Genomic DNA, 22,535 nt, shown 5'->3' with positions numbered 1-22,535 from the left:
GGTGCTGCGGTGCCGCGGTACCGCGCTGCCGCCGTGCCGGCGCGAGCGGGACGCCGTCGTGCCAGTGGGACGGCGAGGCGGAGACGACGCGCAAGTGTGCTCGTGAGACGCCGGCGTGTTCTCGAGACGCCGGCATGCGTGCGAAACGCCGTCGATCATGGCGGCGTCTCGGCTGTCCGGATGCGTCTCGCGTCGACGCCGGCGTCTCGTGCGGGTACGGGCGCAGCCCAGCGCAGCCCGACCCGCCGCCTGCGCCCTGCCCCGGGCTACTCGGCGGTCCGGCGGACCCGGATCACGCGGAAGCCCTTGTCGGTCGTGGCCCGCGACACCGCGAACCCGTCCCCGAGCGCGTCCCCGAGCCACCGCTGCAGGGAGTCCCCGCCGAGGTCCTTCGACACCACCAGCCAGGCGTCCCCGCCGACCTCGAGCCGGGGCAGCCACGTCAGCAGGATGGCGTGCAGTTCGTCCTTGCCCACCCGGATCGGCGGGTTGGACCAGATCGTGCGGAAGCGCAGGTCCGCCGGGAGCTCGTCCGGCAGCCCGACGGTGACGTTCGACACCCCGGCTGCGACGGCGTTGCGCTGCGCGAGACCGAGGACCCGCTCGTTGACGTCCACGCCCCAGACCCGGGCGTCCGGCGACTCGAGCGCCATCGTGATCGCGATCGGACCCCACCCGCAGCCGATGTCGAGCAGGTCGCCCTCGGGCGCGGGCGGCGGCACGGACCCGAGCAGCACCCTGGTGCCGCGGTCGACACCGTCCGGGCTGAACACGCCCGCGGCGGTGGACAGCGTGAGCGACCGTCCGGCGAGCGTGACGTGCACCTGTCGCTCACGGGCCTCCGACGAGGGGTTCGCGGAGAAGTAGTGCTCGTTCGCCATGGAAGAACCGTACCGGCGAGCCCGTGTGTCCCGGGCGTGGCGGCGGTACCCTGTGGAGAAGATGACGGAAACCACCATGAACGACGGACGATCCGACGACAGCGCCGAGGGTGTCGTGGAACGCGTCCTCCGCAATGCCGAGACCCGGGCCACGTCGGCGATCTTCGCTCCGGCCCAGGCCATCCAGACACGATCGGTCGACGAGCACGGCTGGTCCGGCGACGGCGACCAGTACGAGCGCGAGGACCGCGCCGCCCTGCGGCGCGTCACCGGGCTCTCCACCGAGCTCGAGGACGTGACCGAGGTCGAGTACCGGCAGCTCCGGCTCGAGCGGGTCGTCCTGATCGGCGTGTACCCCCAGGGCGACGCCCAGGACGCCGAGAACTCCCTCCGCGAGCTCGCCGCCCTGGCCGAGACCGCCGGTGCCGTGGTCCTCGACGGGCTCCTGCAGCGCCGACCCAATCCCGACCCGGCGACCTACCTCGGCAAGGGCAAGGCCGAGGAGCTCGCCATGGTCGTCAAGGCGACCGGCGCCGACACGGTCGTCGCGGACACGGAGCTCGCCCCCTCCCAGCGCCGAGCGCTCGAGGACGTCGTGAAGGTGAAGGTGATCGACCGGACCGCCGTGATCCTCGACATCTTCAGCCAGCACGCCACCACGCGCGAGGGCAAGGCCCAGGTCGAGCTGGCCCAGCTGCAGTACCTGCTGCCGCGTCTGCGCGGCTGGGGTGAGTCGATGTCCCGCCAGGCCGGTGGCCAGGTCTCCGGCGGTGCCGGCATGGGGTCCCGTGGTCCGGGTGAGACGAAGATCGAGCTCGACCGCCGGCGCATCAACACGCGCATGTCGAAGCTCCGCCGTCAGATCGCGGGCTTCCGGCCGGCCCGGGAGGCCAAGCGCGCCGACCGGCACCGCAACGAGGTGCCGAGCGTCGCGATCGCCGGGTACACCAACGCCGGGAAGTCCTCGCTCCTGAACCGCCTGACGAGCGCGGGCGTCCTGGTGCAGAACCAGCTGTTCGCGACCCTCGACGCCACGGTGCGCCGGACCGAGAGCAGCGCCGGCCGCGAGTTCACGTTCGTCGACACGGTGGGCTTCGTGCGGAACCTGCCGCACCAGCTGGTCGAGGCCTTCCGCTCCACGCTCGAGGAGGTCGGCGAGGCCGACGTCATCGTGCACGTGGTCGACGGGTCGCACCCCGACCCCGCCGCGCAGCTCGCGACGGTCCGCGACGTGATGGGTGACGTCGGAGCGCGGGACATCCCCGAGGTGGTCGCGTTCAACAAGGCGGACCTCATCGACGAGGCGCAGCGACTCGTGCTGGTCGGACTCGTGCCGGACGCGGTGTTCGTCTCCGCCCGCACGGGCGAGGGCGTGCCCGAGCTCCTCGCCGCGATCGAGGCACGGCTGCCCGAACCGGACGTCGAGTTGACGGTGGTGATCCCGTACGACCGTGGCGACCTGGTGTCGTCGCTGCACGATGCGGGAGCGGTCGAGACGACCGACTACGTCGAGGACGGCACCCGCCTGCGGGTGCGCGTCTTCCAGCGCCAGGTCGCGGAGCTCGACCCGTACGTGGTCACGCCGGTCGCGACGGCGTAGTCCCGCAGGCGGTCGCGCCACAGCACCGGCCGGGAGGCACGGGTCGGCTCCGGCGCGCCGGTCCGGCCCCTGGGCGGTACGGTGCGGTCGCCTGCTCACGTCGCGCCGTCGGACGGTGCGGCGTGACTTCGCACAACGCGGAGCAGCCCGCGCCACGGAATTCCGTGGCGCGGGCTGCTCCGCGTTGTTCCGGCGTCAGATCGAGCGCAAGACCGCCACGACCTTGCCGAGGACGGTGGCCGCGTCGCCGAGGATCGGTTCGAACGCGGAGTTGCGCGGGAGCAGCCACGTGTGGCCGTCGCGCTGGCGGAAGACCTTGACGGTCGCTTCCTCGTCGAGCATCGCGGCGACGATGTCCCCGTTGTCCGCGGTCTGCTGCGACCGGACGACCACCCAGTCGCCGTCGCAGATCGCTGCGTCGATCATCGACTCGCCGACGACCTTGAGCATGAAGAGGTCACCCGTGCCGACCAGCTGCCGGGGGAGCGGGACGATCTCGTCGACGTGCTGCTCGGCCGTGATCGGCACACCGGCGGCGATCCGGCCGACGAGCGGGACCAGGGTCGTGGCGTCGACGTCGGGCGTCTCGACGTCGGGGGTCGGCTCGTCGACCAGGACCTCGAGCGCGCGCGGACGGTTCGGGTCACGACGGATCCAGCCGCCGAGCTCGAGCTGGCCGAGCTGGTGGGAGACGCTCGAGAGCGAGGAGAGGCCTGCGGCGTCGCCGATCTCCCGCATGCTCGGCGGGTAGCCCCGGCTGGCGATCGACGCGCGGATCGCGTCGAGGATCGCCTGCTGCTTCGCCGTCAACGGCTTCTGGACCCGCAGTTCGTCCGCCACGTCGTCTCGCCCTTCGTCGGTGCCGGGCGGTCGGGCAGGAATGTCAGTGGTCCCCGCTTGACTCGTCCCAGTCGATCGAAACAGTATCCGACCGCTCCGGGCCGGACAAACACCTGTTCGAGCGTGTCGGCAGAAAATCCCGCACAAACCTCTTCCTGGGACTTGTGCGAGGTTGCATTCGAAACTATGTTCGGTACACGACTTCGGTTCCTCCGAACGGGAAGGCAAGAACGACATGAGCACCATCGCCATCGCTGACCAGCGCACCGCGACGCCCGCCGTCCGTACCCGCCTGCGCATCACGCGCCGCGGCCGCATCGTCCTGACGACCGTCGCGGCCCTCCCGGTCTTCCTCGTCGTCGCCCTCTCCGTGCTGAACGGTGGACAGGCCTCTGCCGGCGACTCCTCGCGTGCCGGAGCTCCCGTGCACTTCGAGACGGTCACCGTGCAGCCGGGTGAGACCCTGTGGCAGCTGGCAGAGGAGACCGCGCCGCAGGCCGACCCCCGCGACTTCGTGCAGGACGTCGTGAGCCTCAACGCCCTCGACGGTTCGACGCTGCAGGCCGGCGAGCAGATAGCGATCCCGGTCAAGTACACCGCGGGCAACTGATCCGGTCGGCGCTCGCCTGACCACCGTCCGGTCGGCGCTCGCCTGACCACCGTCCGGACGGCCGGTCGCCGTCGGGGGTCCCGGCCTACGATGGGTCGGTGGACACCACGCTCGAAGACCTCCCGATCCGTGACGACCTCCGTGGGCAGAGCCCGTACGGGGCTCCGCAGAAGCACGTGCGCGTCCAGCTCAACGTCAACGAGAACACGCATCCCGTACCAGAGGCCGTCGCTGAGGACATCGTCGCCTCGATCCGGCAGGCCCTGACGACCGTGAACCGCTACCCCGACCGCGAGTTCACCGAGCTCCGGGAGTCCCTCGCGGGCTACCTGAACGGTGGACTCTCCGCCGGGCAGCAGCTCATCCCTGCGCACCTGTGGGCGGCGAACGGGTCGAACGAGGTCCTGCAGCAGCTCCTGCAGGCGTTCGGTGGCCCGGGCCGGTCGGTGCTCGGGTTCCCGCCCACGTACTCGATGCACTCGATCCTCGCGTCCGGCACCGGCACGCGCTGGATCCCCGCGCAGCGCGACGACGAGTTCCGCATCGCGCCGGAGACGGTCGTCGCGGCCATCCGGGAGCACCGACCCGACATCGTGTTCCTGTGCGGCCCGAACAACCCGACGGGCACCCCGCTCGACATCGAGACGATCCGCGCGGCCTACGACGCAACGGACGGCATCGTGATGGTAGACGAGGCCTACGCCGAGTTCATGCCCTCGGACGCCCCGAGCGCCGTCACGCTGCTGCCCGGCCGTCCGCGGCTCGTGGTCTCCCGCACGATGAGCAAGGCCTTCGCCTTCGCCGGAGCCCGTGTGGGGTACCTGGCGGCCGACCCCGCCGTGGTCGACGCGCTCCGCCTGGTGCGGCTGCCCTACCACCTGTCCGCGCTGACGCAGGCGGCGGCGGTGGCCGCGCTCCGGCACGCCCCGGCGATGCTGGCGATGGTCGACGACATCAAGCAGCAGCGTGACCGGATGGTCACGGAGCTCCGGGCGATGGGGTACCGCACGTACGAGACCTGGTCGAACTTCGTCCTGTTCGGCGGGGTCGCCGACCCGAACGCGGCGTTCGAGGCCCTGCTCGACCAGGACGTCATCGTGCGCGACCTCGGCATCCCGAACCACTTGCGCGTGAGTGCGGGGACGGAGGAGGAGACCACCGCGTTCCTCGAGGCCATGCGCCGCGTGGCCGCCGCCCAGCCGCCGGTTAGGGTTGACGCATGACCGCCCGCACCGCCTCGATCAGCCGGAGCACGAGCGAGTCGAGCATCGAGCTCTCGCTCGACCTGGACGGCACCGGTTCGTCCGACGTCTCGACGAGCGTGCCCTTCTTCGACCACATGCTGACGGCGTTCAGCAAGCACTCGCTCATCGACCTCCGCGTGCGCTCGACGGGCGACACCGACATCGACGTGCACCACACGGTCGAGGACACGGGCATCGTGCTCGGGCAGGCCCTGAAGCAGGCCCTCGGCGACCGTGCCGGCATCGGCCGCTACGGCGACGCGCTCGTCCCACTCGACGAAGCCCTGGCACAGGCCGTGGTGGACGTCTCCGGTCGTCCCTTCCTCGTGCACTCCGGTGAGCCCGAGGGGTTCGAGTTCCACCGCATCGGCGGGCACTTCACGGGTTCGATGGTGCGCCACGTGTTCGAGGCGATCACGTTCAACGCCGGCATCACGGTGCACGTCCGTGTGCTCGGTGGCCGCGACCCGCACCACATCGCCGAGGCCGAGTTCAAGGCCTTCGCCCGCGCGCTGCGCCGCGCCGTCGAGCTCGATCCGCGGGTCGACGGCATCCCGTCCACGAAGGGGAAGCTGTGACCGCGAAGCCGAACGTCGTCGTCCTCGACTACGGATCGGGCAACGTCCACTCGGCGGCCAAGGCGCTCGAGCGCGCCGGCGCCGACGTCACCCTGACCGCCGACAAGCAGGCCGCGCTCCGCGCCGACGGTCTGCTCGTGCCGGGTGTCGGCGCGTTCGCCGCCGTCGTCGACCAGCTCGAGGGCGTCCGCGGCGGCGAGATCGTCGACCACCGTCTGGCCGGCGGGCGACCGGTGCTCGGCATCTGCGTCGGCATGCAGGTCATGTTCGCCCGCGGGGTCGAGCGCGGTGCGGACGTCGAGGGGCTCGGCCAGTGGCCGGGCACGGTCGAGGAGATCCGTGCCGAGGTCCTGCCGCACATGGGCTGGAACACGGTCGAGGCCCCCGAGGACTCCGTGCTCTTCGACGGCCTGCACGACGAACGGTTCTACTTCGTCCACTCGTACGGCGTGACGGACTTCCCGCTCGACGCCTACGGCCCGTTCCGTGCGCCGCGCCTGACCTGGGCCGAGCACGGGCAGCGGTTCGTCGCCGCCGTGGAGAACGGCCCACTGACGGCCACGCAGTTCCACCCGGAGAAGTCGGGGGAGCCGGGCATCCGGCTGCTCCGCAACTGGGTCGACTCGCTCTGACCCGGCCGTCCACCGGGCGCACGACCGCCCGACGGACGCGAGCCGCGCCTCCCGGCCGTGGCATCCACCGGGGCGGCCGCACCACACCCCACCGAGAACCGACAGGACCATGACCGACCTCACCTCGACCCCGCCCCTCGTCCTGCTGCCCGCCGTCGACGTCGTCGACGGCCAGGCCGTCCGCCTCACGCAGGGCGAGGCCGGCAGCGAGACCTCGTACGGCGACCCCGTCGCCGCGGCCCGCACCTGGCGCGACCAGGGTGCGGAGTGGATCCACCTCGTCGACCTCGACGCGGCGTTCGGGCGCGGTGACAACCGGGCGGTCATCGCGAAGGCGATCCGCGAGGTCGAGGGCGTCTCGGTCGAGCTCTCCGGCGGGATCCGCGACGACGCCTCGCTCGAGGCGGCGCTCGCGACCGGTGCTGCGCGCGTCAACCTCGGCACCGCGGCGCTCGAGAAGCCCGAGTGGGCTGCGCGCGTCATCGGCGAGTACGGCGAGCAGATCGCCGTCGGCCTCGACGTCCGTGGCACCACGCTGGCGAGCCGCGGCTGGACCGAGGACGCCGGGGACCTGTGGGAGGTGCTCGACCGGCTCGAGGCCGCCGGGTGCGCCCGCTACGTGGTGACCGACGTCACGAAGGACGGCACGCTGCAGGGGCCGAACGTCGAGCTCCTGCGCGAGGTCTGCGACCGCACCGACCAGCCCGTGGTGGCCTCGGGCGGCATCTCGACGCTCGAGGACCTCCGAGCGCTGCGCGAGCTGGTGCCGCACGGCCTCGAGGGCGCCATCATCGGCAAGGCGCTGTACTCCGGCGCCTTCACGCTGCCGGCCGCCCTCGACATCGCCTCGGAGTAGGCACCGTGGCGGGCATCTCGAACGGTCGCGGCACCGGGCCCGAGGCACCGGCGTCGGGGGCGCACGACGACGCCCACACCCCGGGCGGTGCCGCGGACTCGGCGGGGAACCCGTGGGCGGGACGGACCTTCGACGCCCACGACGACGTCTACGCCGACGACGACGGCCTGGCGGACCCGGCGCTCGTCGCCGCGATCACCGCCCTGCAGCAGGGCGGGTCGCAGCGAGAGGTCGTCGAGGCCCTGCGTGGCGCACGACTGCTCATCCCGCTCGTGGCCGAGGCCGGTGACGTCGGCCGCACCCCCGACGGGAAGCTCGTCGACAAGACCCAGGAGCTGTCGATCGTCACCGTCGCCGGCCCCGACGGGCGCAGCGTCATGCCGGCGTTCACGTCCGCCGAGGCGATGCGGTCCTGGGACGCCACCGCCCGACCGGTCCCCGCGGACGCACGCCGGGTGGCGATGGCTGCGGCGAGCGAGGAGACGCAGCTCGTCGTGCTGGACCCGACCGCGCCGACCGAGTTCGTGCTCCGTCGACCCGCCGTGTGGGCGATCGGGCAGGACCTGCCGTGGACGCCGTGCTTCGAGGACGCCGAGGTCGGGCAGGCCTTCGCCGCCTCCGTCGTCGACGAGTCCGCCGTCGCACGCGTCGAGCTGTCGCCGGGCGACCCGCTCGGACGCTTCGCCGGTGCCGAGCTGACGGTCGGGCTGGCGCTGCACCCGGGGCTCGACCAGGCTGCCGTCCAGGCGCTCGTCGGCCGGCTGCAGCAGCGGTGGACGGCGGACGCCGTGATCGCGGACCGGGTGGACAGCATGCGCGTGGCGCTGCGACCCGCCTGACGCAGGACCGACCGTGCGGCCGGGAGGCACGGCCCGGCGCCGTCCCGCCCGCTGCGGCCCGTGCGGCGGTGCGACGGGGGCCGCTCGCGCCACGCCGGTACGATGACGGGGTGAGCACGAACCCGACGACCACCCCCGGCTCCGAGCAGACCCCGGTCGGCCCCACCGGTCGGCCCGTCCGGCAGTTCCCGGTGCCCGCGCCGCTCGACGGCCACGGCCCGGCTCGCATCATCGCGCTCTGCAACCAGAAGGGCGGCGTCGGCAAGACCACGACGTCGATCAACCTCGGCGCCGCGCTCGCCGAGTACGGCCGCAGGGTCCTCGCCGTCGACTTCGACCCGCAGGGCGCCCTGTCCGCCGGCCTCGGGGTCCGCACCCACGACGTGCCCACGGTCTACGACCTGCTGATGGGTTCCGTGAAGGACCCGCGCGAGGTCATCCGCCAGACGAACGTGCCGATGCTCGACGTCATCCCCGCGAACATCGACCTGTCCGCCGCCGAGGTCCACCTCGTCAACGAGGTCGCCCGCGAGCAGATCCTGGCGAGCGTCCTCCGCAAGGTGTCGAACGACTACGACCTGATCCTGGTCGACTGCCAGCCGTCCCTCGGCCTGCTGACGGTCAACGCCCTGACGGCAGCACACGGTGTGCTCATCCCGCTCGAGTGCGAGTTCTTCGCGCTGCGTGGTGTGGCGCTGCTCATCGAGACGATCGACAAGGTGCGTGACCGGCTCAACCCGGCGCTGCGGCTCGACGGCATCCTCGCGACCATGTACGACTCGCGGACGCTGCACTCGCGCGAGGTCATGGAGCGCGTGGTGGAGACCTTCGACGACCACGTGCTCGACACGGTCATCAGCCGGACGGTGAAGTTCCCGGACGCGACGGTCTCGGCGCGGCCGATCACGCAGACGGCGCCGGAGCACGCCGCGGCGCACGCGTACCGGGCGCTCGCCAGGGAGCTCGTCGAGCGTGGCGCCGTCGCCTGACCCACCGAGGTCGTCGGCCGACCCGACGACGACGACGCCGGCCGACCGCGCACCCGCGGGCACCACGACCGCCCCGGGGTTCCGGGTCCGACTGCGCAACTTCGACGGCCCCTTCGACCTGCTGCTCTCGCTGATCACGAAGCACGAGCTCGACATCACCGAGGTCTCCCTCGGCGCCGTCACCGGCGAGTTCATCCAGTACGTCCGCCAGGCCGAGTCCGCCGACGAGCTCGACGAGGCCAGTGAGTTCCTCGTGGTCGCGGCCACCCTGCTCGACCTGAAGATCGCCGGGCTGCTCCCGCAGGGTGAGCTCGTCGACGCCGAGGACGTGGCGTTGCTGGAGGCCCGCGACCTGCTCTTCGCACGTCTCCTGCAGTACCGGGCGTTCAAGCAGGCCGCGGAGTGGTTCGGGGCACGGTGGCAGCAGGAGTCCCGCCGGCACGTCCGCAAGGTCCGCCTCGAGGAACGGTTCCGCGCCCGCACGCCGGAGCTCGTCTGGACGCTGTCGGTGCAGGACTTCGCCGCGATCGCGACGCTGGCCTTCGCACCGCGGGAGATCCCGACCGTGGGGTTGGACCACCTGCACGCCCCGCTCGTGAGCATCCGGGAGCAGGCCGCGATCGTCGTGTCGATCCTCCGGACCCGCGGCGACGAGGACGTGTCGTTCCGTGAGCTGGTGGCCGGCGTCTCGGAGACGGGTATCGTTGTGGCTCGCTTCCTGGCGATCCTGGAGCTGTACCGGAACGCGTCGATCTCGTTCGAGCAGTTCGAACCGCTGGGGGAGCTGACACTCCGCTGGACCGCCGAGGACTGGTCCGACGAGAGCCTCGCGAACCTGGGAGCCGACTATGACGGATGACACACGTGCCGCCGCGTCGAGTGCCGAGCCCGGGGGAGCGGACGAGGTCGCCGAGGCCCGCGCGGTCGAGCAGGAACTGCACGCCCAGCACACCCCGCACCCGGACCTGCCGGTCGACCGGCAGCTCGAGGCCATCCTGATGATCGCCGACGAGCCCCAGTCGCTCGTGTCGCTCGGTGCCGCGGTGGGCGCGCCGGTGCCCGCCGTCCGACAGGCGATCGAGCGGCTCGTCGCCGACTTCGACGGTGTCGACGGCACCGTCCGTCGCGGCTTCGAGCTCCGCGAGGTCGGCGGCGGCTGGCGCTTCTACGTGCGGCGCGAGCTCGACGACGTCGTCGAGCAGTTCGTCGAGGCCGAGCGGCCGGCACGACTGTCGCAGGCCGCGCTCGAGACCCTCGCGGTCGTCGCCTACAAGCAGCCGATCACCCGGTCGCAGATCGCCTCGATCCGAGCGGTGAACGTCGACGGTGTCGTCCGCACGCTCGTCGCCCGGGGGCTCATCGAGGAGTCGTTCACCGACGCCGAGACCGGGGCCGTCAACTACGTCACGTCCGACCTGCTGCTCCAGCAGCTCGGCATCAACTCGCTCGACGAACTGCCGCTGATCTCGCCTCTGCTGGAGGACGGCGCGGACGGTTTCGGGCACAACGAAGGGATCCCCGATGGCCGCGTTTGAGGACGAACGACGAGGTGGGTCCCGAGGGGGATCCGACGGACGCTCCGGCGGGTACGGTCGCGGTTCCGACCGCTCCGGCTCGGGTCGGTCTGGAGGCGCGGGGCGCGACCGCGCCGCTGGTCCCGGCCGTGCGGACGGCCGGTCCGGTGAGGACCGTGGCGGGTACCGCGGACGCGAGGAGCGTCCGACGGGTGGCGACCGCGGCGGCCACCGCGGGCGTGACGACCGGGCCGGTGGTGACCGTGGCGGGTACCGCGGGCGTGACGACCGTTCGGGTGGCGAGCGTGGTGGGTACCGCGGCGGCTCGGACCAGGGCGGGTACCGCGGGCGTGACGACCGTTCGGGTGGCGAGCGTGGTGGGTACCGCGGCGGCTCGGACCAGGGTGGGTACCGCGGGCGTGACGACCGTTCGGGTGGCGAGCGTGGTGGGTACCGCGGCGGCTCGGACCAGGGCGGCTACCGCGGGCGTGACGACCGGCAGGGTGGCGAGCGTGGTGGGTACCGCGGCGGCTCGGACCAGGGCGGCTACCGCGGGCGCGATGACCGTTCGGGTGGTGAGCGTGGTGGGTACCGCGGGCGCGACGACCGTTCCGGTGCTGACCGTGGCGGGTACCGCGGCAGGGACGAGCGATCCGGTGGTGACCGCGGACGGTTCGTGAGCCGCGACACCGACCAGCGCAGCAACGACCGCGGCGGGTTCGTCCGTCGCGAAGACGACCGCTCCGGCGGGTACCGCGGCCGTGACGACCGGTCCGGTGGCGAGCGTGGTGGGTACCGCGGCCGTGACGACCGGTCCGGTGGCGAGCGCGGTGGGTACCGCGGCCGCGATGAACGTCCCGGTGGCGAGCGTGGTGGGTACCGCGGCCGTGACGATCGGTCCGGTGGCGAGCGCGGTGGGTACCGCGGCCGCGAGGACGACCGCCGCGGCGCAGACCGTCGCGACGCCGGTCACCGACCGGACCGCAGCGCCGACCGCCGGGACGACCGCCGGGACGACCGCCGTGACCCAGCGCGCGAGGACCGCCGAACCCCCGACGGCCGACCGAGCACCGTCTGGCACAACGGCCGTCGCTACGTCGGCGGCACGACCACCGCACGCAACGGTGACCGGCCGGGCGCGGGCGCGCGGGGACGCGTGCCGAGCAGCGCGGAGCGCGGGACGACGCCGCGCCCGGAGGGCGCTCGTGACGAGCACGGCGTCCCGGTGGAGGGCACGCCCGAACGTCCGATCATCCCCGACTGGGACGCGACCGAGGCGGGGTCGTCCGCCGGGGGTGCCCCGAGCCTCCAGGCCGACGGCGAGCGTCTGCAGAAGGTGATCGCCGCTGCGGGCATCGCGTCCCGGAGGGTCGCGGAGAACCTGATCGTCGAGGGTCGCGTCACCGTCAACGGTGAGGTCGTCGACGCCCTCGGACGCCGCGTCGACCCCGAGACGGACGCGATCGCGGTGGACGGCGTGCCGGTGCAGGTCGACAGCTCCCGGCGGTACGTGCTGCTCAACAAGCCGGTCGGGATCGTGTCGAGCCTGCAGGACGAGCGCGGTCGACGCGACCTGTCGGAGTTCGTCGACCGGTACGAGGAGCGCCTGTTCAACGTCGGTCGGCTCGACACCGAGACGTCCGGGCTGCTCCTGCTGACGAACGACGGCGACCTGGCACACGTGCTGGCCCACCCGTCGTTCGGCGTGACGAAGACCTACATCGCCAAGGTCGCGGGCAACGTGAACCCGGCGACGGTGCAGCGGCTGCTCGACGGGGTGGAACTCGAGGACGGACCGATCGCCGCGGACAAGGTCCGGCTGCTGGAGTCCGCTCGCGGTGAGTCCCTGGTCGAGATCAGCCTGCACTCGGGGCGCAACCGGATCGTGCGACGCATGCTCGACGCGGTCGACCACCCGGTGCTCGAGCTCGTGCGCCGGTCGTTCGGCCCGCTGCAGCTCGGATCGCTGCCGATCGGCAGGGTGCGCGAGCTGTCCACGGTCGAGCTCGGGGCGCTCCTCCGCATCGCCCGCGACGCGAAGGGTGCTGCACCGGGCGACGCCGACGAGGAGGCTGCCGACTGACGCTCGGTAGGCTGAGGCCCGTGACCGACGCCCCCGCCCCGCTCGCCGAACCGGACATCGACCGGCGGCTGCGCGGACCCGTGCGGGTCGTCGGCGCCGGGCTGCTCGGCGCCTCGATCGGGCTCGCCCTGCGCGAGAAGGGCGTCGACGTCGTGCTCGACGACGTCTCACCGGCCGCGCTGGCGCTCGCCGTCGACTACGGCGCGGGTCGTCGACCGGCCGACGGCGACGAGCCGGAGCTCATCGTGGTCGCGGTCCCGCCGGACGTGGTGGCAGCGGTGGTCGAGCGTGAGCTCGTCGCGTTCCCGCGCGCGGTCGTGACCGACGTCGCGAGCGTGAAGACCGGGCCGCTCGAACGCCTGCGGGCATCGGGCGCCGACGTCAGCAGGTACATCGGGTCGCACCCGATGGCGGGCCGGGAGCGCAGCGGACCGACGGCGGCGCGGGCCGACCTGTTCGTCGGACGCCCGTGGGTGATCGCCGGCCACGACGCCATCTCCTACCAGCGTGCCGCGGTGGTCGAGGACCTCGCCCTCGACGTGGGAGCGACGGTCGTCCCGATGGAGCCGGACTCCCACGACCTCGCCGTCGCGTACGTCTCGCACGCGCCGCAGCTCGTCTCGACCCTGATGGCCGCGCGGCTGCAGGAAGCCCCCGACGGGTCGCTCGACCTGGCGGGCGGCGGTGTCCGCGACGTCACGCGGATCGCCGCCAGCGACCCCGGCCTGTGGGTGCAGATCATCGGGGCGAACGCTGCGAACATCCGGCCGGTGCTGACGGACCTGCGTGACGACCTCGACCGGGTCCTCCGCGCGCTCGACGACCCGGACGGCCAGGGGTCCCCCCGGACGATCGCCGAGACCATCGCCGCCGGCAACCGCGGGGTCGAGCGGCTTCCCGGCAAGCACGGTACGACCAAGCGCTTCGCCCAGGTGGTCGTCCTCGTCGACGACACCCCGGGGCAGATCGCCGCACTCCTGCAGTTCATCGGGGAGATCGGCATCAACCTCGAGGACATGCGCCTCGAGCACTCACCGGGCGCACCGATCGGCATCGTCGAGGTGTCGGTCGTGCCCGAGCAGGAACAGCGACTCGTCGAGGAACTCGAGGGGCGCGGATGGAGGATCGCAGCAGCATGGGCATGAACGACGACACGCACGTCACCCTGGACGAGTCCGGCGTCACCGGGGGACCCGAGGGCCCCGACTCCGGCCTGCCCACCCCGACGCCGCCGGGCGACGGAGCGGCCGGCGGAGCCGACGGCGGCGCGCTCGGCGGGCCGGCCGGCGGCCTGGGCACCCCCGGCGGCGAGCCGGGTTCGACCAGCGCCCCGGTCCCGTCCGGTCTGCCGCAGGGCGCCTTCGTGGCGAAGACCGTCATCGCGGTCGACGGACCCGCGGGCAGCGGCAAGTCGAGCGTCTCGCGCGCCGCGGCCCGTGCGCTGGGCTTCGGGTACCAGGACACCGGTGCCGCCTACCGCGCCCTGGCGTGGCACGCACTGCAGCAGGGCATCGACCTCGACGACCCCGCGGCCGTCGTGGCGAGCTGGGACACCTTCGACTACGCGATCGGCACCGACCCCGACGAGTACTTCGTGCGCGTCGGCGACACCGACGTGACCGACGCGATCCGCACGCCGGAGGTCACCGCAGCGGTCGCGCACATCGCGAAGCTGCCCGAGGTCCGTGAGAAGCTCGTGCAGCTCTTCCGACAGGTCATGCGGAAGGCCGACGCGCAGGGCATCATCACCGAGGGGCGCGACATCACCACGGTCGTCGCACCCGATGCCGAGGTCCGCATCCTGCTGACCGCCGACGAGTCGGTTAGGATGGCTCGGCGCTCGGCAGAGGTCACCACGCAGTCAGCCGCCGAGACCTCCGCCGCACTCGCCCGTCGAGACGCGGCGGACGCGAAGGTCGTCGACTTCATGAACGCCGCCGACGGCGTCACGACGCTCGACTCCACCGACCTCGACTTCGACCAGACCGTCCAGGCGGTCGTCGACCTGGCCCGAGCGGCCACGCACTGACGCACGACCGGGCGCCGCCCGGTCACCACGACCGGGCTGCCCGGTCACCACGGCCGGGGAACCGGCCCGGCCGGCACCGGCCACCGACACCGCGGCTCCGGTCGCACACGAGGAAACCCACCATGGCCCAGCAGGACAGCCACGACAACGACGACTTCCCGGAGTACGACGACGCGCTCGGTGAACGGCTCGCCGGACTCGACGACGCCGAGGCGGACCAGCGTGCGAACGCGCTCCGCGTCGGGCTCGACGAGTACGAGCTCGACGACGAGGACGTCGCGCTCCTCGACGCCGGCGAACTCGGCGAGGACGGCGTCCACTACCTGCCCGCGTACCCGGTGCTCGCGATCGTCGGGCGGCCGAACGTCGGCAAGTCGGCGCTCGTCAACCGCATCATCGGTCGACGCGAGGCCGTCGTGCAGGACGTCCCCGGCGTCACCCGCGACCGCGTGAGCTACAAGGCCGAGTGGAACGACAAGCGCTTCACGCTCGTCGACACCGGCGGGTGGGAGCCCGACGCCCGCGGCATCAACGCCTCGGTCGCCGCCCAGGCCGAGGTCGCGGTCGACCTGGCCGACGCCGTGCTCTTCGTCGTCGACGTCACGGTCGGCATCACCGCCACCGACGAGCACGTCGTGAAGATGCTCCGCGGGACCGACCGTCCGGTCATCGTCGTGGCGAACAAGGCCGACGACGACCGCCGTGACCTCGACGCCTTCGAGCTCTGGAACCTCGGGCTCGGCGAGCCGCACCCGGTCTCGGCGCTGCACGGCCGCGGTGTCGCGGACCTGATGGACCTCATCATCACGACGCTCCCCGACACGTCGGCCGTCGCCAAGCAGGAGGTCGGCGGCCCCCGTCGCGTCGCGATCCTCGGGCGCCCGAACGTCGGCAAGAGCTCGCTGCTGAACAAGGCGGCGGGCGAGGAGCGCGTCGTCGTCAACGACCTCGCGGGCACCACGCGCGACCCGGTGGACGAGCAGATCGAGCTCGGCGGGCGCGTCTGGCGCTTCGTCGACACCGCCGGCATCCGGAAGCGCGTGCACCTGCAGCAGGGCGCGGACTTCTACGCGTCGCTCCGCACGACCGCGGCGCTCGAGAAGGCCGAGGTCGCCGTCGTCGTGCTCGACGTGACCGAGCCGATCTCGACGCAGGACCTGCGCATCATCGACCTGGTCCTCGAGTCCGGTCGGGCACTCGTCCTGGCCTACAACAAGTGGGACCTGCTCGACGACGACCGGCGTCGCTACCTCGAGCGCGAGATCGAGCAGGACCTGGCGCACGTGGCCTGGGCGCCGCGCGTGAACATCTCCGCCCGGACGGGTCGCCACCTCGAGAAGCTCGTCCCGGCGCTCGAGACCGCACTCGAGTCGTGGGACACCCGCATCCCGACAGGCAAGGTCAACGCCTTCATCGCCGAGCTCGTGCAGGAGCACCCGCACCCGGTCCGCGGCGGCAAGCAGCCCCGCATCCTGTTCGGGACGCAGGCGTCGAGCCAGCCGCCGACGTTCGTGCTCTTCACCTCGGCGTTCCTCGACCCGCAGTACCGCCGCTTCATCACGCGTCGTCTGCGCGAGGTGTGGGGCTTCGAGGGGACGCCGATCAACGTCAACATGCGGGTGCGCGAGCGCCGCAAGCGCACGTAGCGGTCGGACGACGACGTGGCACGGCGAGCACGGCGAGGCCCCCTGGCGGGCCTGCTGGCGCTCGCCGTCGTCGTGTCCGGGCTCGGTGCCGCCTGGCTCGTCACCGGTGACGACGACGTCGTGCGGACCGCACGTGCCACCGACCGAGCGTCGACGGCACCGGAGGGAGCCGGACCGCTCGGGGTGTCGAACGCCCTCGGCGCTCCGATCCCCGGTGCCGACCGACGACCGGACGTCCCGCGCAGCGTCGAGGACTGGGTCGGCCGGGTCCTGCCCGTCTCCGGCACCGTGGTGCCCCTGGTCGACGGGGTCGCCGCGACCGTCCGGATCGAGCGCATCGACGAGTCGTCCGTGGCGGTCCGGATCGACGACCTGTCCTCGCCGCCGGGCACGCGCGCGGTCCGACTCGTCCTGTCGCCGGACGCGATGCCCGACCGCAGCACCCTCGCGCACGCCCCCGGCGTCGTGACGGCCTCCGTCGACGAACACACCTCCGGGGGCTTCTCGCTCATCACCGACGGCTCGTCGCTCCAGGCGGACACCCGTTCCGCGGCCCTGGTGGACGACGAGACCGACGAGGTGCTCGGCGTCGCACTGCTCGTCCCCGCCGACTGAGGGGACCCGCGTCGACCGACGAGGACCGGCCCGCACCTCGGACACGTCCCGGATGCGGCACCATTGACGTGTGCGTCTCCCCGTCCTCGCCGACCGTCTCTGGTGCCGGCTGCACCTGGACCGTCTCGCCGGTGGGCGACAGGCCGACTACGTGATCCGCGAGGACATGCTCGCCCACCCGGACACGGTCCGTTCGTTCCGGTGGATCCGCTGGTTGCTCGTCGCCGAGACCGCGGTCGGACTCGCGGCGATCGTCGTCGCCGTGCTGCTCACCCGTGCGGGGGAGACCGTGGCCTGGGCCGTCTGGTTCCGGGCGACCGTGGTGCTCCTCATCACCCTGACGCTCTACGTGTTCGCGTGGCGGGCGCAGCTCGGCTACTACTGGGCGTACCAGCGCCTCCGGCTCTTCAGCAGGATCTTCCCGGTCGTGACCCTGGTCGTCGCTGCCGTCCCCGGGCTCTACCCGTTCTGGATGGTCATCGAGCAGATCCTCTTCTCGCTCCTGATGATCGGCATCGGCGACGTGCTGACGAGCGACCACATGCGCGCGACGTTCCCGAAGCCGGTCCGCACGCCGCGGGAGGACCACTCCACGGACTGACCGACGGCGGTCCCCAGGTCGGCGTGCACCCGTACGATGGTCGGCACGGGGGTGGTGTGTGAAACTCAAGGTGACCATCGCGGGGCCACGAGCAGACCGCGACGTCGTGGTGACGGCGGACGTGACGGCGACCATCGGTTCGCTCGCCGACCGGCTGTCCCGTGGGCGGACGGCGGCCGACGGCGTCCCGCTGACGCTGCGCGTGTGGTTCCCCGACCGACCGCAGCCACGCCTGCTCAACCCGTCCGCGACGGTGCACGAGTCGTCGCTCCGTTCCGGCTGCCGGGTCGAGGTCGTCGCCGCGACCGACCGCCGCCGCGGCGACGACGTCGAGGACGCCCCCGCCGCCGTGGCGCACGTCGTCTCCGGGCCGGATGCCGGCAACGAGTACACCCTGTCCGAAGGGGTGAACCTGATCGGCCGCGACGCGATGGCCCAGGTCTGGCTCGCCGGGGACGACCTGGTCTCCCGTCGTCACGCCACGGTCATGATCGGCGACACGGTCGAGGTCGTCGACCTGAACTCCGCGAACGGGGTCGAGGTCGACGGTCGGCTCGTCGCGCGGGCGTTCGTCGACCCGGAGACGACGGTCTCGGTCGGTGACACCACGCTGCGCATCCGACCGCTGCCCGCCGCACCGCCCGTGCCGGGCACGGGTACCCCGGCGTCCGCGGTCCCCGAGGTGGACTTCAGCCGCTCGCCCCGCGTCGAGCCAGCGCACCGCGGGCGGCAGTTCACGCTGCCCGAGATCCCGGTCCCGGGGGAGAAGCCCCGGCTGCCGATGATCGCGATCATCGCGCCGATCATCCTCGGCGCCGTCCTGTTCCTCGTCACGAAGCAGCCGTACACGCTGATCTTCATCGCGCTCTCGCCGGTCATCATGATCGGGACGTGGATCGACCAGCGTGTCCAGGCCCGGCGGCGCCGCCGCGACGAACGCCAGCGGTTCGAGGAGTCGCTCGCCGACTCGCGCGAGCGGCTGGCGGCGGCCCGCACGACGGAGATCGCGGCGCGGACGGCCGAGTCGCCGGCCCCGGCCGTCGTGACGGCCGCGATGCGCGACCGCTCGGCGCTGCTGTGGACCCGGAAGCCCGAGCACACCACCTTCCTCGAGGTCCGCTTCGGTGCCGGCACGCAGCCGTCGCGGTCGACCGTCACGCTGCCCTCCAGGAACTCCGGCAGCGTCGACGACTGGAACCGCGCCGAAGCACTCGCCGACGAGTACGCCACGGTCGGACCGGTGCCCGTGGTGGAGACGTTCGAACGTGCCGGCGCGATCGGTGTCGCCGGCACCGGGCTGGCGGCGGACGACGTCGCACGGTCGCTCGTGGTGCAGCTCGCGGGGCTGCACAGCCCGGCGGACCTCGTGCTCACCGCCTTCGCCGGCGGCACCACCACCGACCAGTGGTCCTGGCTGAAGTGGCTCCCGCACGTCGACTCGCCGTACAGCCCACTGCGGTCCACGGGGCTCGTGCACGACTTCGCCGGCGCCTCGACGCTGCTGGCCGAGCTCGAGGGACTCGTGGCGACCCGCCGTGCAGCCGGCTCGGGCCGCGGTGAGCAGGTCCGGTCGCGCATCGACGAGTCCCGCGCCCTCGACGAGGACCACGGCGAGTCCGTCGACCGCCTGCCCGCGACGCCGGCCGTCGTCGTGCTCGTCACCGCCGAGGCTCCCGCCGACCGTGCCCGTCTCGTCGCCCTGGCCGAGGAGGGCCCGGACCTCGGCGTCCACGTCCTCTGGCTCGCGCCCACGCTGCAGGCACTGCCCGTCGTCTGCCGGACGCACATCGTGCTCGACCGGACGAGCGGGTCTGCCACGGTCGGCTTCGTCCGGTCCGGGCAGTCCGTGGTGCTCGACGAGCTCGACCGGGTGGACAGCATCGAGGCAGCGACCGTCGCCCGTGCGATCGCCCCGATCCAGGACTCCGGCGCGCGGGTCCTCGACGAGACCGACCTGCCGCACAGCGTGGCGTTCGTCGACCTGTACGAGGGCGACGTCGCCGGTGACCCGTCCGCGATCGTCCAACGGTGGTCGAAGAACGACAGCCTGACTGCCGCGTGGTCACCGGGATCCGGGCGCGAGAGCGGCGGCGTCCGTGCCGTCGTCGGTCAGGGACCGAGCGAGCCGCTCGCCCTCGACCTCCGCGCCCACGGCCCGCACGCGCTCGTCGGCGGGACCACGGGCGCCGGCAAGAGCGAGTTCCTGCAGACGTGGATCATGGGCATGGCGACCGAGTACGCGCCGGATCGACTCACGTTCCTGCTCGTCGACTACAAGGGTGGCGCGGCGTTCGCCGAGTGCGTCGGCCTGCCGCACACCGTCGGGCTCGTCACCGACCTCAATCCGCACCTCGTCCGCCGCGCCCTCACCTCGCTGCGGGCCGAGCTCCGGTACCGCGAGCACCTGCTCAACGACCGTGGCGCGAAGGACCTCGTCACGCTCGAGCAGCGCGGTGACCCGGCGGCACCGCCCGTGCTCGTCATCGTGATCGACGAGTTCGCCGCACTCGCCACCGAGATCCCGGAGTTCATCGACGGCGTCATCGACGTCGCGCAGCGCGGTCGGTCCCTCGGACTGCACCTCGTGATGGCGACCCAGCGCCCGAGCGGGGTCATCAAGGACTCCCTCCGGGCGAACACGAACCTCCGCATCGCCCTCCGCGTCGCCGACCCGGTCGACAGCGAGGACGTCCTCGGCGTGGCCGACGCCGCCTTCTTCGACCCGGGCACCCCCGGTCGCGCGGCCGCCAAGATCGGCCCGGGACGCGTGCTGGACTTCCAGACCGCCTACCTCGGTGGTCGCTCCGACGACGTCGTGCACGAGCCGGGCGTCGACGTGCAGGACTTCCCCTTCGGCCCCGGCAGCACCTGGCCGAGTCCACCGCGGGCACCGCGCGACTCGACGCGGGCGCGCGACATCGAGCGGCTCGCCGCCACGATCGTCCGCGCGGCGGACCGGCAGGGCCTCGAGGTCCCCCGGAAGCCGTGGCTGGACCAGCTGCCCGATGCAGTCGGCCTGGAGGCACTGCCCGCCTCCGACGGGTCGGCACTCGTGATCGGGACGGTCGACCTGCCCGAGTCCCAGCGGCAGACCCCGTTCCGTCTCGACCTCGACGCGGCCGGCAACGTGGCCGTGCTCGGCGCGGGCGGGGCCGGGAAGTCCGCGGCGCTCCGCGCCGTGGCGGTGGCGGCCTCCGCCGCAGCGGACCGGTTCCCGGTCCGGATCACCGGACTGGACTTCGGCGGTGGTGGCCTGCGCATGCTCGAGGCGCTGCCGACGGTGGGCACCGTGATCAGCGGGCCGGACGACGAACGGATCACGCGCCTCCTGGCCGACCTCGAGTCGACCGTCGCCGACCGCTCCGGGCGGTTCGCGGCCGCCCGGGCCGCGAACCTCAGCGAGTACCGCGACGTGACCGGCATCGCCGAACCGCGCATCCTCGTCCTGGTCGACGGCATGGGGGCGTTCCGCAACGAGTACGAGTTCCGCCTCGGCACCCAGCCGGTCTTCGACCAGCTCGTCGCGATCGCGGCGACCGGGCGCGGGCTGGGCGTGCACCTGGTGATGAGTGCGGACCGCATCGCGGCCTTCCCGTCGAACCTGCAGGCCGCGATCGGCGAGCGCATCGTGCTCCGCCTGGCGACCGAGATGGAGTACCACGCGGCCGACGTGCCGGCGGACGTGCTCGAGGACGCCGTGCCCGGCAGGGGACTCGTCGACGAGCACGAGGTCCAGGTGGCGGTGCCCGGTGGCAGCGCCGACCTCGTCGCGCAGGCGGCGGCGGTCGACGAGCTCGCCGCCGACCTGCTGCGCCGTGGTGTCGCGGAGGCCCCGCCGATCCGCCGACTGCCCGAGGACGTCGATCGAGCCGCGCTGCCGGTCGCCGTGGCCGGGCGACCGACGATCGGCCTCGCGGACGACACCCTCGGCCCGGTGGGCATCCCGACCGACGGCCTCTTCGTGGTCACGGGACCCTTCGGCTCCGGACGCTCGACCACCATGCGGACCGTCCTGCGGTCCGTGCGCGCGACGTGGCCGGACCGACCCGCGCACCTGGTCGTCGGCAGGCGGTCCACGCTGCGCGACGCCACCGACTGGGCGTCGGCGGCGCAGGACGCGACGGACGCCGAGGCCATCGCCTCGCAGCTCGCGACCGCGCTCGAGAGCGGTGCGTCGAGCGGGCCGGACCCGGTGATCGTGATCGAGAACGTCGGTGACTTCGAGGGGCTGCCCGCGGAGAGCCAGGTCGCGCGGCTCATCAAGGCCGCCCGCCGTGCTGGCGTGTTCGTGCTCGCCGAGGCCGACACGGTCACGGCCCCGAACGCGTGGCAACTCTTCGCCGAGCTGAAGACCGCGCGTGCCGGGATCGCCCTGCAACCGGAGGAGACCGACGGGCTCACGCTCTTCCGGACGGCGTTCCCGCGGGTGACCCGGACCGACTTCCCCGTCGGGCGCGGCATCATGGTCGACTCCGGGCGGATCACCCGCGTGCAGGTCGCTCGGGACCCCGAGTCCTCCTGATCGGGGACCCGTTCGTCCCCCTCGAACGGGGGTGTGGACATCGCATGGGTGATTTGTTCCGGACCGGTGTTACCGTTGTCGCGGTCGCCGGAGGGGCTGGCGATCCAGACCACCGTGAAGGGGTGCAACGTGGCCAACATCAACGTCTCCTACCAGGAGCTCAACAGCAACGCCGACCGTCTGCTCGCAGGGCGTGACGAGATCAACGCGACCCTGTCGAAGCTGCAGGCACAGATCGCGTCGCTGACCCAGGCCGGGTTCCAGACGGACCGTTCCTCCGGTGCCTACAACGAGGCGTACAACCGCTTCACGAGCGGCGCGCAGAACACCATCGGCGGGCTCAACGACCTCGCGCAGTTCCTCCGCACGACCGCGCAGACGCTGGGCGACATCGACCAGCAGCTCGCGTCGCGACTCGGGCGCTGATCGGGACGACCGGACCAGGGACGGCCGGCG

The 22,535-nt window shown here is 72.6% G+C and carries 20 protein-coding genes; 18 read left to right on the top strand and 2 right to left on the bottom strand.

What is annotated here, in order from left to right; translation table 11 throughout:
- Positions 1-266: 266 nt before the first annotated feature.
- Positions 267-881 (bottom strand): class I SAM-dependent methyltransferase, encoded by a 615-nt coding sequence (locus ACIQFY_RS15460; RefSeq protein ID WP_209686045.1) that lies wholly within the window; start codon positions 879-881, stop codon positions 267-269.
- A 61-nt stretch (positions 882-942) separates the two neighbouring features.
- Between ACIQFY_RS15460 and hflX the strand changes: the two genes are divergently transcribed.
- Positions 943-2,481, top strand: coding sequence for a GTPase HflX (gene hflX / locus ACIQFY_RS15455; RefSeq protein ID WP_066657961.1), 1,539 nt, complete (start codon positions 943-945; stop codon positions 2,479-2,481).
- A 195-nt stretch (positions 2,482-2,676) separates the two neighbouring features.
- Here the strand turns inward: hflX and lexA are convergent, their stop codons facing one another.
- Positions 2,677-3,321, bottom strand: a complete 645-nt coding sequence (gene lexA, locus ACIQFY_RS15450) for a transcriptional repressor LexA (protein WP_066653301.1) — start codon at positions 3,319-3,321, stop codon at positions 2,677-2,679.
- 235 nt (positions 3,322-3,556) lie between these two features.
- On the opposite strand from lexA, the gene ACIQFY_RS15445 reads away from it, so the two are divergent.
- The 17 genes from ACIQFY_RS15445 (at position 3,557) to ACIQFY_RS15365 (ending at position 22,505) form a co-directional block, all read left to right on the top strand.
- A complete protein-coding gene (locus ACIQFY_RS15445; protein WP_066653310.1) occupies positions 3,557-3,931 on the top strand; it encodes a LysM peptidoglycan-binding domain-containing protein in 375 nt (124 codons plus the stop codon).
- 98 nt (positions 3,932-4,029) lie between these two features.
- Complete coding sequence (locus ACIQFY_RS15440) at positions 4,030-5,154, top strand: histidinol-phosphate transaminase (protein ID WP_400340825.1); 1,125 nt, start codon at positions 4,030-4,032, stop codon at positions 5,152-5,154.
- Positions 5,151-5,753 (top strand): imidazoleglycerol-phosphate dehydratase HisB, encoded by a 603-nt coding sequence (gene hisB / locus ACIQFY_RS15435; protein WP_066653318.1) that lies wholly within the window; start codon positions 5,151-5,153, stop codon positions 5,751-5,753. Before ACIQFY_RS15440 ends, hisB begins: the two co-directional genes overlap by 4 nt.
- Entirely contained in the window at positions 5,750-6,385 is a 636-nt protein-coding gene (hisH, locus tag ACIQFY_RS15430; RefSeq protein ID WP_066653320.1) for an imidazole glycerol phosphate synthase subunit HisH, read from the top strand. Before hisB ends, hisH begins: the two co-directional genes overlap by 4 nt.
- A 109-nt stretch (positions 6,386-6,494) precedes the next feature.
- Entirely contained in the window at positions 6,495-7,241 is a 747-nt protein-coding gene (gene priA, locus ACIQFY_RS15425) for a bifunctional 1-(5-phosphoribosyl)-5-((5-phosphoribosylamino)methylideneamino)imidazole-4-carboxamide isomerase/phosphoribosylanthranilate isomerase PriA (RefSeq protein ID WP_066653322.1), read from the top strand.
- A 14-nt stretch (positions 7,242-7,255) separates the two neighbouring features.
- Positions 7,256-8,080, top strand: a complete 825-nt coding sequence (locus tag ACIQFY_RS15420; protein WP_400340867.1) for an SseB family protein — start codon at positions 7,256-7,258, stop codon at positions 8,078-8,080.
- Positions 8,081-8,190: 110 nt separating this feature from the next.
- Complete coding sequence (locus ACIQFY_RS15415; protein WP_066653324.1) at positions 8,191-9,069, top strand: ParA family protein; 879 nt, start codon at positions 8,191-8,193, stop codon at positions 9,067-9,069.
- A complete protein-coding gene (locus tag ACIQFY_RS15410; RefSeq protein ID WP_400340823.1) occupies positions 9,053-9,928 on the top strand; it encodes a segregation and condensation protein A in 876 nt (291 codons plus the stop codon). The genes ACIQFY_RS15415 and ACIQFY_RS15410 overlap by 17 nt, the downstream gene beginning before the upstream one ends.
- Entirely contained in the window at positions 9,918-10,604 is a 687-nt protein-coding gene (gene scpB / locus ACIQFY_RS15405) for an SMC-Scp complex subunit ScpB (protein ID WP_285841128.1), read from the top strand. Before ACIQFY_RS15410 ends, scpB begins: the two co-directional genes overlap by 11 nt.
- Positions 10,605-11,910: 1,306 nt before the next feature.
- Positions 11,911-12,666, top strand: a complete 756-nt coding sequence (locus tag ACIQFY_RS15400; RefSeq protein WP_066657976.1) for a pseudouridine synthase — start codon at positions 11,911-11,913, stop codon at positions 12,664-12,666.
- A gap of 11 nt (positions 12,667-12,677) precedes the next feature.
- Positions 12,678-13,811: a prephenate dehydrogenase gene (locus ACIQFY_RS15395; RefSeq protein WP_374109571.1), complete on the top strand. Its 1,134-nt coding sequence runs from the start codon at positions 12,678-12,680 to the stop codon at positions 13,809-13,811.
- Positions 13,812-14,011: 200 nt separating this feature from the next.
- The gene (gene cmk / locus ACIQFY_RS15390) at positions 14,012-14,695 is read left to right on the top strand and encodes a (d)CMP kinase (RefSeq protein WP_285841182.1); all 684 of its coding nucleotides are present in this window, start codon (positions 14,012-14,014) and stop codon (positions 14,693-14,695) included.
- Between the two features lie 122 nt (positions 14,696-14,817).
- Positions 14,818-16,341 (top strand): ribosome biogenesis GTPase Der, encoded by a 1,524-nt coding sequence (gene der, locus ACIQFY_RS15385; RefSeq protein WP_066653326.1) that lies wholly within the window; start codon positions 14,818-14,820, stop codon positions 16,339-16,341.
- 15 nt (positions 16,342-16,356) lie between these two features.
- A complete protein-coding gene (locus tag ACIQFY_RS15380) occupies positions 16,357-16,956 on the top strand; it encodes a hypothetical protein (RefSeq protein ID WP_400340820.1) in 600 nt (199 codons plus the stop codon).
- 70 nt (positions 16,957-17,026) lie between these two features.
- Positions 17,027-17,557, top strand: a complete 531-nt coding sequence (locus tag ACIQFY_RS15375; RefSeq protein WP_209686029.1) for a hypothetical protein — start codon at positions 17,027-17,029, stop codon at positions 17,555-17,557.
- A 58-nt stretch (positions 17,558-17,615) separates the two neighbouring features.
- On the top strand, positions 17,616-22,079 hold the full coding sequence (locus ACIQFY_RS15370; RefSeq protein WP_400340818.1) for an FtsK/SpoIIIE domain-containing protein: 4,464 nt from the start codon (positions 17,616-17,618) through the stop codon (positions 22,077-22,079).
- Between the two features lie 129 nt (positions 22,080-22,208).
- Complete coding sequence (locus tag ACIQFY_RS15365) at positions 22,209-22,505, top strand: WXG100 family type VII secretion target (RefSeq protein WP_400340817.1); 297 nt, start codon at positions 22,209-22,211, stop codon at positions 22,503-22,505.
- Positions 22,506-22,535: the final 30 nt, after the last annotated feature.

The sequence above is a fragment of the Curtobacterium sp. NPDC092190 genome, from assembly GCF_044755625.1.
In the GTDB taxonomy this organism is placed as follows: domain Bacteria; phylum Actinomycetota; class Actinomycetes; order Actinomycetales; family Microbacteriaceae; genus Curtobacterium.
The sequence above is the reverse complement of the archived record's forward strand: the minus strand, read 5'-3'. Positions and strand labels throughout refer to the sequence as shown.